14 protein-coding genes and 1 riboswitch are annotated in these 14,515 nt (G+C 72.8%); of the genes, 8 read left to right on the top strand and 6 right to left on the bottom strand.

What is annotated here, in order from left to right; all coding sequences use genetic code 11:
• Positions 1-39: 39 nt before the first annotated feature.
• The 4 genes from DLJ58_RS23120 to DLJ58_RS23105 all read left to right on the top strand — a co-directional run bounded on the left by DLJ58_RS23120 (position 40) and on the right by DLJ58_RS23105 (position 3,798).
• Complete coding sequence (locus tag DLJ58_RS23120) at positions 40-1,296, top strand: DUF2786 domain-containing protein (protein WP_124859193.1); 1,257 nt, start codon at positions 40-42, stop codon at positions 1,294-1,296.
• A 147-nt stretch (positions 1,297-1,443) separates the two neighbouring features.
• Positions 1,444-1,800 carry a YciI family protein gene (locus tag DLJ58_RS23115; RefSeq protein ID WP_244219096.1) on the top strand — a complete coding sequence of 119 codons (357 nt, stop codon included), beginning with the start codon at positions 1,444-1,446 and terminating at the stop codon, positions 1,798-1,800.
• Positions 1,797-3,050: an RNA polymerase sigma factor gene (locus DLJ58_RS23110; RefSeq protein ID WP_124859189.1), complete on the top strand. Its 1,254-nt coding sequence runs from the start codon at positions 1,797-1,799 to the stop codon at positions 3,048-3,050. The genes DLJ58_RS23115 and DLJ58_RS23110 overlap by 4 nt, the downstream gene beginning before the upstream one ends.
• Before the next feature lie 91 nt (positions 3,051-3,141).
• Entirely contained in the window at positions 3,142-3,798 is a 657-nt protein-coding gene (locus DLJ58_RS23105) for a class I SAM-dependent methyltransferase (protein WP_124859187.1), read from the top strand.
• A gap of 92 nt (positions 3,799-3,890) precedes the next feature.
• On the opposite strand, the gene DLJ58_RS23100 is transcribed toward DLJ58_RS23105, so the two are convergent.
• The 4 genes from DLJ58_RS23100 to DLJ58_RS23085 form a co-directional block, all read right to left on the bottom strand.
• Positions 3,891-4,064, bottom strand: a complete 174-nt coding sequence (locus tag DLJ58_RS23100) for a CsbD family protein (RefSeq protein WP_036410891.1) — start codon at positions 4,062-4,064, stop codon at positions 3,891-3,893.
• Positions 4,065-4,138: 74 nt separating this feature from the next.
• Entirely contained in the window at positions 4,139-6,385 is a 2,247-nt protein-coding gene (locus DLJ58_RS23095; RefSeq protein ID WP_124859185.1) for a heavy metal translocating P-type ATPase, read from the bottom strand.
• Between the two features lie 12 nt (positions 6,386-6,397).
• Positions 6,398-7,366 (bottom strand): hypothetical protein, encoded by a 969-nt coding sequence (locus DLJ58_RS23090; protein WP_124859183.1) that lies wholly within the window; start codon positions 7,364-7,366, stop codon positions 6,398-6,400.
• Between the two features lie 13 nt (positions 7,367-7,379).
• Positions 7,380-7,589 (bottom strand): heavy-metal-associated domain-containing protein, encoded by a 210-nt coding sequence (locus tag DLJ58_RS23085; protein ID WP_124859181.1) that lies wholly within the window; start codon positions 7,587-7,589, stop codon positions 7,380-7,382.
• 95 nt (positions 7,590-7,684) lie between these two features.
• On the opposite strand from DLJ58_RS23085, the gene DLJ58_RS23080 reads away from it, so the two are divergent.
• Entirely contained in the window at positions 7,685-7,981 is a 297-nt protein-coding gene (locus DLJ58_RS23080; protein WP_088951268.1) for a metal-sensitive transcriptional regulator, read from the top strand.
• Between the two features lie 6 nt (positions 7,982-7,987).
• Here the strand turns inward: DLJ58_RS23080 and DLJ58_RS23075 are convergent, their stop codons facing one another.
• Positions 7,988-10,081, bottom strand: a complete 2,094-nt coding sequence (locus tag DLJ58_RS23075; protein WP_124859179.1) for a heavy metal translocating P-type ATPase — start codon at positions 10,079-10,081, stop codon at positions 7,988-7,990.
• Positions 10,082-10,443: 362 nt separating this feature from the next.
• On the opposite strand from DLJ58_RS23075, the gene DLJ58_RS23070 reads away from it, so the two are divergent.
• Together DLJ58_RS23070 and DLJ58_RS23065 are read left to right on the top strand one after the other, a co-directional pair.
• Positions 10,444-11,814: a YibE/F family protein gene (locus DLJ58_RS23070; protein WP_124859178.1), complete on the top strand. Its 1,371-nt coding sequence runs from the start codon at positions 10,444-10,446 to the stop codon at positions 11,812-11,814.
• Between the two features lie 166 nt (positions 11,815-11,980).
• Positions 11,981-12,111: riboswitch (cyclic di-AMP (ydaO/yuaA leader) on the top strand.
• A 4-nt stretch (positions 12,112-12,115) separates the two neighbouring features.
• Positions 12,116-13,135: a coiled-coil domain-containing protein gene (locus tag DLJ58_RS23065; protein WP_124859177.1), complete on the top strand. Its 1,020-nt coding sequence runs from the start codon at positions 12,116-12,118 to the stop codon at positions 13,133-13,135.
• Between the two features lie 56 nt (positions 13,136-13,191).
• Here the strand turns inward: DLJ58_RS23065 and DLJ58_RS23060 are convergent, their stop codons facing one another.
• Positions 13,192-13,929, bottom strand: a complete 738-nt coding sequence (locus DLJ58_RS23060; RefSeq protein WP_124859175.1) for a carbonic anhydrase — start codon at positions 13,927-13,929, stop codon at positions 13,192-13,194.
• Between the two features lie 226 nt (positions 13,930-14,155).
• Between DLJ58_RS23060 and DLJ58_RS23055 the strand changes: the two genes are divergently transcribed.
• A complete protein-coding gene (locus DLJ58_RS23055; protein ID WP_124859173.1) occupies positions 14,156-14,491 on the top strand; it encodes a helix-turn-helix transcriptional regulator in 336 nt (111 codons plus the stop codon).
• Positions 14,492-14,515 lie beyond the last annotated feature (24 nt).

The raw sequence follows: 14,515 nt of genomic DNA, 5'->3' as shown, positions 1-14,515 counted from the left end.
GAGGGGCAGCGACAGCCAGATCCCGAGAAGGAGGTGCCCGTGCCGGACGCGGACGAACTCGTCGCCAACGCGCTCGCGGCGGTGCGCGGCACTGACGTACGGCAGGCCGAACGGCAGCTGGACCAACTGATGGTCGGCACCGGCGCCGCGGACGGCACCGCGGCGGTGGACGCCGCTCTGCTGCGTCGCCTGGTCCGCGGCCTGGGTCGGCTGTGGCCGCGCGGCTGGCAGCCGGTCGACGTGGACCGGATCACCGGTCGACGGCTCGACGCCCGCGCGGCCCGGCTGGTCCGTGCCGCGATGGCCGCCCAGCGGCGCGATCAGGCCGAGCCGGTCCCGGCCTGGTGGGACGACCAGCTTCGCGAGTTGGCGGCCACCGAGGCCGACGGCAGCGTGTTGGCCGGCTGGGCCAGCCGGGAGGGTCTGGACCGGGCCGACGCGCTCCGCGCGGCCGTGGACACTCTCGCGCTGGTGGAGAGCCTGCCGCCCATCGCGGTGCTGCGCCCACCGCCGGGCACGAGCGGCGCGGCACTGCCCCGCACGGGCGGCACGGCTCGCAGCGGGTCGCCGATGCTGGACCGGGTGCGGGCGCTGCTGGCGAAGGCGGAGTCGACCACCTTCCCGGCGGAGGCGGAGGCGCTGACGGGGAAGGCCCAGGAGCTGATCGCCCGGCACAGCATCGACGAGGCGCTGCTGGCGGCCCGATCGGAGCGCGGGGACCTTCCCGGCGGCGTCCGCCTGAGCACCGACGCCCCGTACGCGGGTGCGAAGGCGCTGCTGGTGCAGGAGGTGGCGGCGGCGAACCGGTGCGAGGCGGTCTGGTCCGACGATCTCGGCTTCGCCACAGTGCTGGGCTGGCCGGCCGATCTGGTGGCGGTGGAGTTGCTCTACACGTCGCTGCTGGTACAGGCCACGGCGGCGATGCTGCGTGGGCGTGCCGAGCGCCGGCCGGGGTCGGGGCGGCGGACGAAGGTCTGGGACGAGTCCTTCCTCAACGCGTTCGCGCTGCGGATCGGCGAGCGGCTGCGCACAGCCACCGAGGCGGCCACCAACGCGGCGGACCAGGCAGCGGCCGAGACGGCCGGGGCGGAACGGCTGTTGCCGGTGCTCGCGGCGCGGGGCGAGGCGGTCCGGGAGCGGTTGGACACGCTCTTCCCCGGCGTCACCCGGCACCGGCTCAGCGTTCGCGACGCCGAGGGCTGGTCGTCCGGCACCTCGGCCGCCGACCGGGCTTCGCTGGACGTCGGCGGCGCCCGGAAGCCCCGACAGGTGCCCGGCCGACCCGATCCGCGCTGAACCATCCGGCGTGGGAACGCGCCCGGCGGAGGTTTCTGCGATTTTCTTCGGTACGCGGTAGGGATCGGGGGAACGGCTCCGACCCTCCGGTGAGTCGCGCCCCGATCGGGGTGCGACCAGAGCCTGAGGAGCATCGCCGTGAAGTACATGCTGCTGATCTGGAACCGGCCCGGCTTCACCGAGGAGCTGAGCGAGCAGGAGCGCACCGCCCTCTTCGGCGAGGTCGACGAGATCATGAAGGAGCTGACCGAGACCGGCGAGCTGATCGGCGGCCAGGCGTTGGCCAATCCGTCGCAGACGTTGACGGTCCGGCTCGTGGATGGCAGCCCCGAGGTTCTCGACGGCCCGTTCATGGAGAGCAAGGAGCAGTTCGCCGGTTACCTGGCCGTCGACTGCGACAGCCCGCAGCGGGCTGCCGAGATCGCCGCGCGCTGGCCGGACGTCCGGTACGGCGGCGCGATGGAGGTCCGCCCGATCATGGACGAGGCCGGGACGGAGATGTGACCGAGGACCGGACGGTCGAGGATCTGCTGCGCACGTTCGCGCCGCAGGTCCTCGGCCTGCTGGTCCGTCGGCACGGACAGTTCGACAGGTGCGAGGACGCGGTCCAGGAGGCGCTGCTCGCCGCCGCGACGCAGTGGCCCGGGCAGGGCGTACCGGACAATCCGCGCGCCTGGTTGCTCACCGTGGCCATCCGCCGCCTCACCGACGAGTGGCGCAGCGAGAGCGCGCGCCGGGACCGCGAGGTGGCGGTGGCGCGGCGCGAGCCGGCGTACGCCGGGGTGGCGCCCGCGGCGGACGCCGAGCCCGCCGTTCCGGCCGACGACGACACCCTCACGCTGCTGTTCCTCTGCTGCCACCCGGCACTGCCCGGATCGGCGCAGGTGGCGCTCACCCTGCGGGCGGTCGGCGGTCTCAGCACCGCCCAGATCGCCAGGGCGCACCTGGTGCCCGAGGCGACGATGAGTCAACGGATCCGGCGGGCCAAGCAGCGGATCGAGGCTGCCGGGGCAAGGTTCACCATGCCCGGGCCGGCCGAGCGGGGCGAGCGGCTGGGAACGGTGCTGCGGGTGCTCTACCTGATCTTCAACGAGGGCTACACCGCGTCCAGTGGCCCGGATCTGCGGCGGGCCGAGTTGACCGGCGAGGCGATCCGGCTGGCTCGCATCCTGCGCGGGCTGCTGCCCGACGACGGCGAGGTGACTGGGCTGCTGGCGCTGATGCTGTTGACCGACGCGCACCGGGCGGCCCGGGTGGGGTCGGACGGGGAGTTGGTACCGCTGGCCGAGCAGGACCGCTCCCGATGGGACGCCGCCGCCATCGCGGAGGGGGTCGCGCTGATCACCGAGGCGCTGACCTGGTCGCCGCCCGGCCCGTACCAGCTCCAGGCGGCGATCGCCGCGGTGCACGCCGAGGCGTCGACGGCAGCGGAGACGGACTGGCGGCAGATCGTCGCGCTCTACCGACTGCTGGCCCGGATCGCGCCGAACCCGATGGTCACCCTCAACCAGGCGGTGGCGGTGGCCATGGTCGACGGGCCCCGGGCCGGGCTCGCTCTGCTCACGCCGTTGGACACCGACGAACGCACGGCCGGGCACCACCGGCTGGCCGCCGTACGGGCTCACCTGTTGGAGCTGGCCGGGGAGGTCGGTTCGGCGCGGGAGGCGTACCTGATGGCGGCGCGGGGCACCACGAGCCGGCCCGAGCAGCGGTACCTGGAGGTACGGGCGGCCCGGCTGACCGGGCAGGGGTGAGCCACGTCGTCTTGCCGTTCTGGCAACAATCTTTGCGCATCACCCGGTCGCCGGTCACAGTCGTGGGCGACGCGCGAAGGAGCAGGCACAGATGACCGAGCAGCACGAGTTCGACAAGGACTACTGGGAGCGGCACTGGCACCAGGCGCACCACGGCCGCCCCGGAGCGATGAGCACGAGTCCCGCGCACCCGTACCTGGCCCGGGAGATCGGCGCTCTGGTGCCGGGCTCGGCGCTGGACGCCGGGTGCGGCGCGGGCGCCGAGGCGATCTCGCTCGCCGCCCACGGCTGGCAGGTCACCGCCGTCGACATCGCACCCGTCGCCCTCGCTCGCGCCGCCGAACGCGCGACGGAGAGCGGGGTCTCCGAGCGCGTGCGGTGGGTGGAGGCAGACCTCACGGCCTGGGCCCCGGACACGCGGTTCGACCTCGTCACGACGCACTACGCGCACCCCGCGATGCCGCAGTTGGCCTTCTACGACCGCATCGCCGGTTGGGTGGCGCCCGGCGGCACCCTCCTGATCGTCGGTCACCTGCACACCTCGGAAGCCACCGAGCAGGGGCACGGACACGGACACGGACACGGGCACCACCCGCCCGACGAGGCTTCGGTCACCCTCGCGGACATCACCGCCGGTCTGGACGACGCCACCTGGGAGATCGTCACCGCCGAGGAGCACCGCCGCACGATGCCGGGCCGGGACGCCCCGCTGCACGACGTGGTCGTCCGCGCCACCCGACGCCCCTGAGCACAGCGTCGGCTCGCTGATCGAGGAGGCCGGACACACAGCACGCCGGGCCGGTGATGATCACCGGCCCGGCGTGCGGGTTACGTCGTACGTCAGCTCTTGAAGGCGTCCTTGATCTTCTCGCCCGCCTGCTTGAGCTTGGCGGTGGACTGGTCAGCGCGACCCTCCGCCTCCAGCTGCTCGTTGTCGGTGGCCCGACCGGCGCCTTCCTTCAGCTTGCCGGTCGCGTCCTCGGTGGCGTTGTTGATCTTGTCGTCGAATCCCATTGCCAACCTCCATTGCAAGCGTCGCTACGACAACAGAGGTACCCCCGTCGTCACCGGCCCAACCATTACCGTCGTCACAGATCGGCAGCGGCCGGACGGAAGCGACGCAGCCGCAGGCTGTTGGCCACCACGAAGACCGAGGACAGCGCCATGGTGGCGCCGGCGATCATCGGGTTGAGCAGCCCGGCGGCGGCCAACGGCAGGGCCGCCACGTTGTAGCCGAACGCCCAGAACAGGTTGCCCCGGATGATGCCGAGCGTGCGTCGGGACAACCGGATGGCGTCCACCGCCGCGTCCAGGTCGCCCCGGACGAGGGTGAGGTCGGCCGCCTCGATCGCCACGTCGGCGCCGGTGCCCATGGCCAGCCCCAGGTCGGCCTGGGCCAGCGCCGGGGCGTCGTTGACCCCGTCACCGACCATCGCCACCGACCGCCCCTCGGCCTGGAGCCGCTTGATCACGTCGACCTTCCCGGCCGGCAGCACCTCGGCGATCACCTCGTCGACGCCCACCTCGGCGGCGACCGCGCGAGCCACTGTGGTGTTGTCCCCGGTCAGCAGGACCGGGGTCAGCCCCAGCCCGCGCAGCCGAGCCACCGCCGCCCGGCTGGTCGGCCGGACCACGTCGGCGACCGTGAGCACGCCCCGGGCCCGTCCGTCCCAGCCGGCGACGATCGCCGTACGGCCGGCGTCCTCCGCGTCGCGCACGGCCCACTCGACCTCCGGCGGTACGTCGATCTCGCGCTCGCGCAGCAGCCGGACCCGGCCGACCAGCACGGCCCGGCCGTCGACAGTGCCGGTCACCCCAAGCCCTTCGAGGTTGCCGAAGGCGGTCACCGGGGGTAGGGCGCCCGCCTCGGTGGCAGCCGCCGCGACCGCACGGGCGATCGGGTGCTCGGAGGCGGCCTCCACCGCCCCGGCGAGCCGGAGCAGCTCGGCCCGGTCCACACCGCTCGCCGGCACCGCGTCGACCAGTGTCATCCGGCCGGTCGTCACGGTGCCGGTCTTGTCGAGGACGACCGTGTCCACCCGGCGGGTCGACTCCAGCACCTCCGGGCCCTTGATCAGCACGCCGAGCTGGGCGCCCCGACCGGTGCCGACCAGCAGCGCCGTCGGGGTGGCCAGGCCGAGCGCGCACGGACAGGCGATGATCAGCACGGCCACGGCGGCGGTGAACGCGGCGGTCGGACCGGCCCCGGTGCCGAGCCACCAGCCCAGCGTCCCCATGGCGAGGGTGATGACGATCGGCACGAAGACGCCGGAGATCCGGTCCGCCAGCCGCTGCACCGCCGCCTTGCCGCTCTGCGCCTGCTCCACCAGGTCGGCCATCCGGGAGAGCTGGGTGTCCGCACCGACCCGGGTGGCGGTGACGATCAGCCGCCCGCCCGCGTTGATCGTGGCGCCGACCACGCCGTCACCAGGGGCGACCTCGACCGGCACCGACTCACCGGTGAGCATGCTGGCGTCGACCGCGGAGGTGCCCTCGTCGACCACTCCGTCGGTGGCGATCTTCTCCCCGGGGCGGACCACGAACCGGTCACCGACGGCGAGCCGGTCCACGGGGATCAGGGTCTCCACGCCGTCACGCAGCACCGTCACGTCCTTGGCGCCGAGGTCGAGCAGGGCGCGCAGGGCCGCGCCGGCAGTCCGCTTGGACCGGGCCTCGAAGTAGCGACCGGCCAGGATGAACACTGTGACCCCGGCGGCCGCCTCCAGGTAGATGTTGCCGGCGCCGTCGGTCCGGGTGATGTCGAAGCGGAACGGGTGCGTCATGCCGGGCATCCCCGCGTCACCGAGGAAGAGTGCCCAGAGCGACCAGCCGAACGCGGCCAGGGTGCCGAGCGACACCAGGGTGTCCATGGTGGCCGCACCGTGCCGCAGGTTGGTCCAGGCGGCCCGGTGGAACGGCAGCCCACCCCACACCACCACCGGAGCGGCCAGGGTCAGCGACAACCATTGCCAGTAGTCGAACTGCCAGGCCGGGACCATGGCCAGCAGGACCACCGGCACGCTCAGGGCCACCGACACCCAGAGCCGGGTACGCGGTCCCCGCAACGGGTCCACCGGGGGTTCCGCGCTGGGAGGGGCCGGCAGCGCCGCGGTGTAACCGGTCTTCTGCACGGTCCCGATCAGGTCGTCCGGCGTGACGCCGTCGGCGTACCGGACGGTCGCCTTCTCGGTGGCGTAGTTGACGGTGGCGCTCACCCCGTCCATCCGGTTGAGCTTCTTCTCGATCCTGGCGGCGCACGCGGCGCAGGTCATCCCGCTGATCGCCAGTTCGATCCGGTTCGGTGCCTCGGGCAGCGGTCTGCTGGTGGTGGTCATCGTCTGGTCCCGTCAGTTGTGTCCGTGCCCGGGGGTGCCGTGGTCGGCCCCGCCGGTCGGCGCGGGTCCGCTCGGGGTGGGGGCGACTCCGGTCGGGGTGGGGGCGACTCCGGTCGGGGTAGCGCCGGCGACCACTGTGAACTCGGCGGTGTGCACCCGCCCGCCGTGCTGGAAGTCGAGGTAGAGCCGGTAGCTGCCGGCCGAGGGCACCTCGGCGAGGAAGGTGACGGCCGGACCGGGCCGGGTGCGCCCATCGCCGGGCGTTCCGTCCGGGTGCACGTGCAGGTACGCCAGATCACCCCGCCGTAGTGCCACCAGATGCCCGTACGCGCCCAGGTAGGGCTCCAGGTCGGTGACCGGCTGCCCGTCCCGGCTGACGGTCAGGGTCAGCGACGACGTGCGGCCGGGCTGCGGCGCACCGGTCAACGTGACCGTGTAGCCGTCGACGGTGGTGCTGGTCGCCGGGGCGGGCAAGGGCCGTTCGGTCAACTCGCCGGGGACGGTCACGTCCACGCCGAGGGTCAGCGACTCACCCCCGGTCGGGGTGAAGTCGGCGAACGCCCGCCACTGCCCGGGGCCGGCCAGCGGGGTGTCGACCCGCCAGGTGCCGTCCGGGGCCAGCTCGGGGTGCACGTGGCGGAAGCCGGAGAGGTCCCGCCGGGCGACGATCAGGTGCATCTGCTTGTCGTGCGCCACGTCGTACCGGGTGACCGGTTGACCGTCCGGACCGGCGATCCGGAAGGCGAACTCGTCGGCCGGGGCGTCGACCGGTTCGAGGGTGTAGCCCCGGTCGGAGACGAGCAGGCCGCCGGGGAGCCGGTCGGCCGTCTCGTCGTGCTCGCCCGTCGCATGGGCGGCGTCGCCGTCGTGCCGGCCCTCGACCACCGGGGCGCGGTCGACCACCCGGCCGATCCCGTACGTCGTGCCGAAGACCGCCGCGAGGCCCACGGCGAACCCGGCCAGTCTCGTCACGGTGCGCATGCCCGCCCTCCGATCACGCGTCGACGAGGTCGTAGCCGGCCTCGTCGACGGCAGCCCGGACAACTCCCAGGTCCAGTGGCTGGTCGCTGCTGACGGTGACCCGGCCGGCCGCGAGGTCGACCTGGACGTCCTGCACGCCCGGGATCGCGCCGACCTCGGCGCTCACCGCGCTGACGCAGTGCCCACAGGTCATGCCCTGCACCTGGTACGTCGTGTCGACCATTGGATCGTCTCCTTCTCGGTACCGGTACCCGGTGGGGGTATCCCACCCGAAGACGACCGTACCATACCCCCCAGGGGTACGCTATCCTGGTTCACATGACCGCACCCACCCCGATCCGCGGGTACACCGCCAGCAAGGACCAGCTGCTCACGCGGCTCCGCCGCGTCGAGGGGCAGGTCCGCGGCATCGAGAAGATGGTCGACGACGACCGCTACTGCATCGACGTGCTCACCCAGATCTCCGCCATCCAGGCCGCACTCGACAAGGTGGCCCTCGGGCTGCTCGACGGGCACGCCCGGCACTGCATGCACGAGGGCGCCGCCGAGGGTCGGGCCGACGAGATGGCCACCGAGATGATGGCGGCGGTCGGCCGGCTCATGAAGCGCGGCTGAGCGCGCTCAGTCCGGCGCGGGGTCGAGACGGACCCGGCGCAGCAACTGCGCGTTGAGCGCCACCACGATGGTGGACGCCGACATCAGCACCGCGGCCACCGCCGGGCTCAACGCCACACCGGCCCAGGCCAGCACCCCGGCGGCCAGCGGCAGCGCCACCACGTTGTAGCCAGCCGCCCAGGCCAGGTTCTGCCGCATCTTCCGGTACGACGCCCGGGACAGCCGGACCACGGCCCCCACCCCGCGCGGGTCCGAGGATGCCAGCACCACCCCGGCGGACTCGATGGCCACATCGGTGCCCGCGCCGATCGCGATGCCCACGTCCGCCCGGGCCAGCGCCGGCGCGTCGTTCACCCCGTCACCGACCATCGCAACGACCAACCCCCGCCGCTGGAGCTCGGCCACCCGGTCGTCCTTCTCCGCCGGCAGCACCTCGGCGAAGACCTCGTCGACGCCAGGTCGGAAGCCGAGGTCGGCGGCGACCGCCTCGGCGACCGACCGGGCATCACCGGTGATCATGGCGATGGTGCGGACACCCTCGGCACGCAACTCGTCGACGGCGCGCCGGGCCTCCGGACGCACCTCGTCGGTCAACGCGAACGCACCGAGCACGGCGTCCGGCAGCCGCACCAGGTGCAACACTGCGGCACCCCGCGCCGACCACCGCCCGGTCGCGGCCTCCAGCTCCGCCGGGAGCGGAAGGCCCAGCTCCCGCAGCAGCGCCGGCCCGCCCACCGCGTACTCCCTACCGTCGATTGTCGCTTTCACACCGCGGCCCGGCAGCGACCGGAACCCGGCGGCCCGGGCCGGACCGGCGCGCCCGGCCGCCGCCACGATCGCCCGGGCCAACGGATGTTCGCTGTCCGACTCGACACCGGCCGCGAGCCGCAGCACCTCGTCCCGCTCGACGCCGGACGCCGTCACCAGGTCGGTCACCCCGTGCTCGCCCCGGGTCAGCGTGCCGGTCTTGTCGAAGAGCACCGCGCCGACGGTCCGCATCCGCTCCAGGGCCAACCGGTCCTTGACCAGGATCCCGGACCGTGCGGCGAGCGCGGTGGAGAGCGCGACCACCAGCGGGATGGCGAGACCCAGCGCATGCGGGCAGGCGATCACCAGGACGGTGACCGCACGGACCACCGCCTCGTCCGGCTGACCGAGCGCGGTCCAGACCAGCACGGTCAGCACGGCGGTGCCGGTCGCCAGGTAGAACAGCGCGGCGGCGAACCGGTCGGCCAACAGTTGGGCCCGGCCACCGGAAGCCTGGGCCTGCGCGACCATCCGCTGGATGCCGGCAAGGGCGGTCTGCTCACCCAACGCCTCGACGCGCACCCGGATCGCCGAGTCGGTGGCGACGGTGCCGGCCACCAGCCGGTCGCCCGTCGACCGGGCGACCGGCCGCGACTCCCCGGTGATCATCGACTCGTCCAGCTCGGCGCCGCCCTCGACGACCCGGCCGTCCGCCGGCACCCGACCCCCCGGCCGAACCAGCACCACGTCGCCGATCCGCAAACCGGTCACCGGCACCGCCTCGACCCGCCCGTCCGCCGCCACCCGTTCGGCCTCGTCCGGCAACAGCGCGGCCAGCGCCGCCAGTGCTCCCCTGGCCTGCCCGATGGCCTTCATCTCCTGCCAGTGCCCGAGCAGCATGATGGTGACCAGCGCGGCCAACTCCCACCAGAAGTCCAGGTCGAAGGCGCCGACGCTGGTCGCCAGGGACGCGCCGTACGCGACGGTGATCGCCATCGCGACCAGCAGCACCATCCCGGGCGCCCGGTCCCGCACCTCCCGAACCGCACCGACCAGGAACGGCCACCCACCCCACCAGAACACCACCGAGCCGAGCACCGGCCCCACCCAGGCCTGACCGGGGACGCTGCCGTCCCCGGCCAGGCCCAGCTGATCCGACACGAGACGACTCGTCAGCACCACCGGGATGGTCAACACCAGGCAGACCCAGAACCGGCGACGGAACATCGCCGGATCGTGCCCGGCGTGCTTGTCGTGCCCGGCGTGCTCGTCGTGCCCGGCGTGCTCGTCGTGCCCGGCGTGCTCGTCGTGCCCGGCGTGCTCGTCGTGCCCGGCGTGCTTGTCGTGCGGCATGGATTCGGCGCGTCGCGATCGGTCTGGATCGGGCGGTGACGAAGCGGGCATGACTCCAACATGCCGCCCCGGAGACCGCCGCGCGAGTGGTTCGGCCGCCCGACACTCCGCCACGACCTGCAACCCCCGGGAGGGCTGGCTAGCATCTCCCACGATGGCCCTCCGAATGCCGCTGCACAGTCGGGCACCGGCGCCGCCACGTCGTGGCGTCGCCCCCGGCCGACCGGGCCGAGCACTGACCGTCCGTGATCAAGCGGTCGTCGGGCAGCGATCCGCCCCGCCGTCCGCCGCGTTTCCACCGCATTGGTGAACCGCCCGGCCCGTTGACCCGTATCCCGCACCGGACCGTTGGGAGTCTCGCTTTGGGTTCCGGCCACACTCACCCCGCTCCGTCCGCCCCACCACGGGTGCGACGGATCCTCGTCGTGACGGTGGTACCCCTCTTCGTCGCCACAGTGCTGGCCGCGGCGCTGCTCTGGCCGCGCGGCGGGTCACCGCAGACCGACGGTGGTGCGGACGTGCCGCGCTACCCCGGCACTGTCACCCGGGTGGTGAGCGAGCCGTGCCCGTCGGTGCCGTCGGTTCCCGAGGGCACACCGAGGGTCGGCGACGGGCGGTGCGGCACTGTCGACGTCCGGGTGGACGACGGGCCGACCGCCGGCCAGCAGGTACGGACTCCGGTGCCCGACGGACCCGGCGCACCCCGGGTCGAGGTCGGCGACGAGGTCATCCTGGTCGAGCTGGCCGACCCGACCGATCCCACCACCAGCAACTGGAACATCGCCGAGCACCAACGCGGCACCCCGATGGTGTGGCTGGCGGTGGTCTTCGCGGCCGCGATCGTCGCGTTCGGTCGGTGGCGAGGTCTGGCCGCGCTCGCCGGGCTGGCCGCCAGCTTCGCCATCCTGCTCACCTTCGTGCTGCCGGGAATCAGCGCCGGCAGGTCACCGCTGCTGGTGGCGGTGGTCGGCGCGGCCCTGATCATGTTCGTGGTGCTCTATCTGACCCACGGGGTCACCGCACAGACCTCGGTCGCGGTGCTGGGCACCCTGGGCAGCCTGGTGCTGACCGGCGTGCTCGCCACCATCGCCACGGCCGCGACCCACCTCACCGGCTTCGGCAGCGAGGACGCCACCACCCTGTCGATGTTCCAGGGCGATGTGGACCTGCACGGTCTGCTGCTCGCCGGGATCATCATCGGATCGCTCGGGGTGCTCGACGACGTGACGGTCACCCAGGCGGCCACCGTCACCGAACTGGCGAACGCCAACCCCGGGCTGACCCGGTTGCAGCTGTACCGTGCCGCCACCCGGGTCGGCCGCGCGCACATCGCCTCCACTGTCAACACCATCGTGCTGGCGTACGCGGGCGCGTCACTGCCCCTGCTGCTCCTGCTCACCGCCGACTCGCGGCCGATCGGGCAGATCCTCACCAGTGAGTTCCTCGCGCAGGAGATCGTCCGCAGCGCGGTCGCCACCCTCGGCCTGATCGCCGCCGTTCCGCTCACCACCGGGCTGGCCGCAGTGGTCACCGCCGCCGGGCGCACCAATGCCACGGCGTCCACCGACGCTCCAGCGCCCCGGCCCCAGCCGGACCGCAGCGAGGCACTGGCCGCACTCAGCTCACCGCGAACGACCGGCTCCGACGAGCCGGACCGGACGCGGACCGCACCCCCATCCCAGGCCACCGACCGGTGGCCGAAGTCGAACAGGAGCACGGATACGGCATGGTGACACTCCTCAGCGTGACCAGATCGGGCATCCACCCTGAGAACCGCGTCACTGGTCACTCAACGCTATGGCGAAATGACGCTTTTGGTCGGCATCCAGGCGTAGCTCACCCGGCCGACTCTCGGGTAACCTCGCTGCCGGTTACCGATGAAGGCGCGAAGCGGCGCCTGCGGTGCCACCGCCCAATCGCCAACCGGCGAGCCGGGGACCCAGGTACCTGGGGTGAATCCGCATCAGCGGTAGGGGCCACTTCCGCCCCGAACCCGTCAGCTAACCCGGTCGGCGGTCGACGGAAGGGAACATTGTGACGGCACCCCTACGCCGCTGGATGACACCCGTGGTGGCCGTGATCGCCGCACTGACCGTGCTCGCCGGGCCGCTCCCAGCGCACGCCGCCCCGACGACCCCCACACCGTCCGGGCACGAGGAGGACGGCGAGCCCAAGCTGCTCAACGACGTCATCGAGCAGGCCAACCGTGACTACTCCGCCGCGAAGTCCAAGCTGGACAAATCCAAGAAGCGGCAGGACGAGTTGGCCGCGGAGGTCAACCGGGCCAAGGCCGACCTGGACGCGTTGGCCCCGCAGGTCGGGCAGATCGCCGCCCAGGCGTACCGGACCGGCCGGATCGGCGCGGTCGCGATGCTGCTGGAGAGCGACGCGCCCGACTCGTTCGTCCAGCGCGCCGGGATGCTCGACGAGATGAACATGGTCAACGAGAAGAAGCTCTCCGAGGTCAACGAGGTGAAGGCCCGCGCTGAGCAGGCCAAGCTGGCCCTCGACACCGAGGTCCGCGAGCAGCAGAAGCAGACCGCCCTGATGGCCAAGCGCAAGAGCGAGGCCGACAAGGCGCTCTCCCTCGTCGGCGGCAAGGGTTTCACCGGCGGCCTCGTGGATGCCACCTCCAAGGTCGCGAAGATCGGCCCGGGTCGCACGGCCGACGGTGACTGGAAGCCTCAGTCGTGCAGCGAGAACGACCCCACCACGTCCGGCTGCATCACTCCGCGCACGCTGCACGCGTACAAGGAGGTCAAGGCGGCCGGCTTCAACCGGTTCGTCGGCTGCTACCGCCCCGGCGGGCCGTGGGAGCACCCGAAGGGCCGCGCCTGCGACTGGTCGCTACAGAAGAGCGGGTTCTCCCCGTGGCACAACAACGACACCCGGACGTACGGCAACAACGTCGCCGCGTTCCTCATCCGTAACGCCGACCGGCTCGGCATCTACTACGTGATCTGGAACCGGCAGATCTGGTTCCCGGCCACCGGCTGGAGTTCGTACAGCGGGCCGTCGAACCACACCGACCACGTCCACATGTCGCTGCTCTGACCCGCACGATCCCCGTCGAGGGCCGTTCCGCGTGACGCGGAGCGGCCCTCGTCGCGTCAGACTGCGGCAGCCGCGGCCGGGTCGGTCGACTCGGGCGATCCGGCCGGGGTCTCCAACGTCGCGAGGTCGGCCGGTACGGCGGCCACCGGGCGCACCGCTCCGGCGGCCAGCCGGTAGGACACCCCCACCACCGCGCACCGCCCCCGCGCCACCGAGTCGGCCAGCACGGGCGACTGCCCGAGCAACGTCTCGACGGTCTGGGCGATGTGGATGTCGACGATGCCGTCGATGTCGTCCACGCCCTCGGACGCGGCCCGGCGCAGGCTGGGCAGCACGGCGTCGACCACCGCGCGCAGATGGCCACTCGGCGCGGTACCGGTCGCGGCGGACTCCCGGGCGGCCTGCACCGCACCGCACGAGTCGTGGCCGAGCACCACCACCAGCGGGGTGCCGAGGACGGTCACCGCGTATTCGACGCTGCCGAGCACCTCGGGGCCGGCGGTGTGCCCGGCGGTGCGAACCACGAACAGGTCGCCCAGGCCCCGGTCAAAGATGATCTCGGCGGCCAGTCGCGAGTCGGAGCAGCCGACGATCACCGCGAACGGGTGTTGCCCGTCGGCGACGGCAGCCCGGTGCCCGGCGTCCTGGTTGGGGTGGCGGGGAGCGCCGTCGACGAAGCGCCGGTTGCCGGCGACCAGCTCGGCGTACGCCCGGGTCGGCTCGCTGAGCGGGGTTGCCAGGTCGGTGGTCCGCTGCGGGCCCGGCTGAATGCCGGAGCTCCCGGTATGACTCATCCCGCACCTCGTCTCGACGCATCTGACCTGGTCAAGCCGGCTTTCCGCCGACCGGGCGGCGGGCGCTGGCTCGTGCTCCACCGTCACACGCACCGTAAGATGCGTCAAGGTATGCGTGATTTAGATTTCATACGTTGACTTCGGCCACCCCCTGGGCATTCTTCCCGGGGCAGGGCGGACCAGACTCTCGCAAAGGCAGGCGGACATCCGGAAAGGCGGTCACACGATGGCGAGCACGGTGACGGACGACACCGGCGGCGGGCGGAACTGGACGTTCCTCACCAATCACGGGCACGTCCTGCTGGCCATCGGCCGCGACCCGACCGCCCGGCTGCGCGACGTCGCCGCCGAGGTCGGGGTGACCGAACGGGCTGCGCAGGCGATCGTCGCCGACCTGGAGGCGGGCGGTTACCTGCACCGCACCCGGGTCGGACGACGCAACGAGTACACCCTCAACCCGGCCGGCCGGTTCCGGCACCCCGCCGAGGCCGACCGGCAGGTCGGCGACCTGCTCGCGCTGTTCGCCGACGCTTCCACCGCGAAGACAGAGCCCCAGGCCTGACCCTGGTCACCGGGGGCCGCTGAC

Origin of the sequence: Micromonospora arida, from assembly GCF_003857035.1 — a bacterium.
Taxonomy (GTDB): Bacteria; Actinomycetota; Actinomycetes; order Mycobacteriales; family Micromonosporaceae; genus Micromonospora; species Micromonospora arida.
The sequence above is the reverse complement of the archived record's forward strand: the minus strand, read 5'-3'. Positions and strand labels throughout refer to the sequence as shown.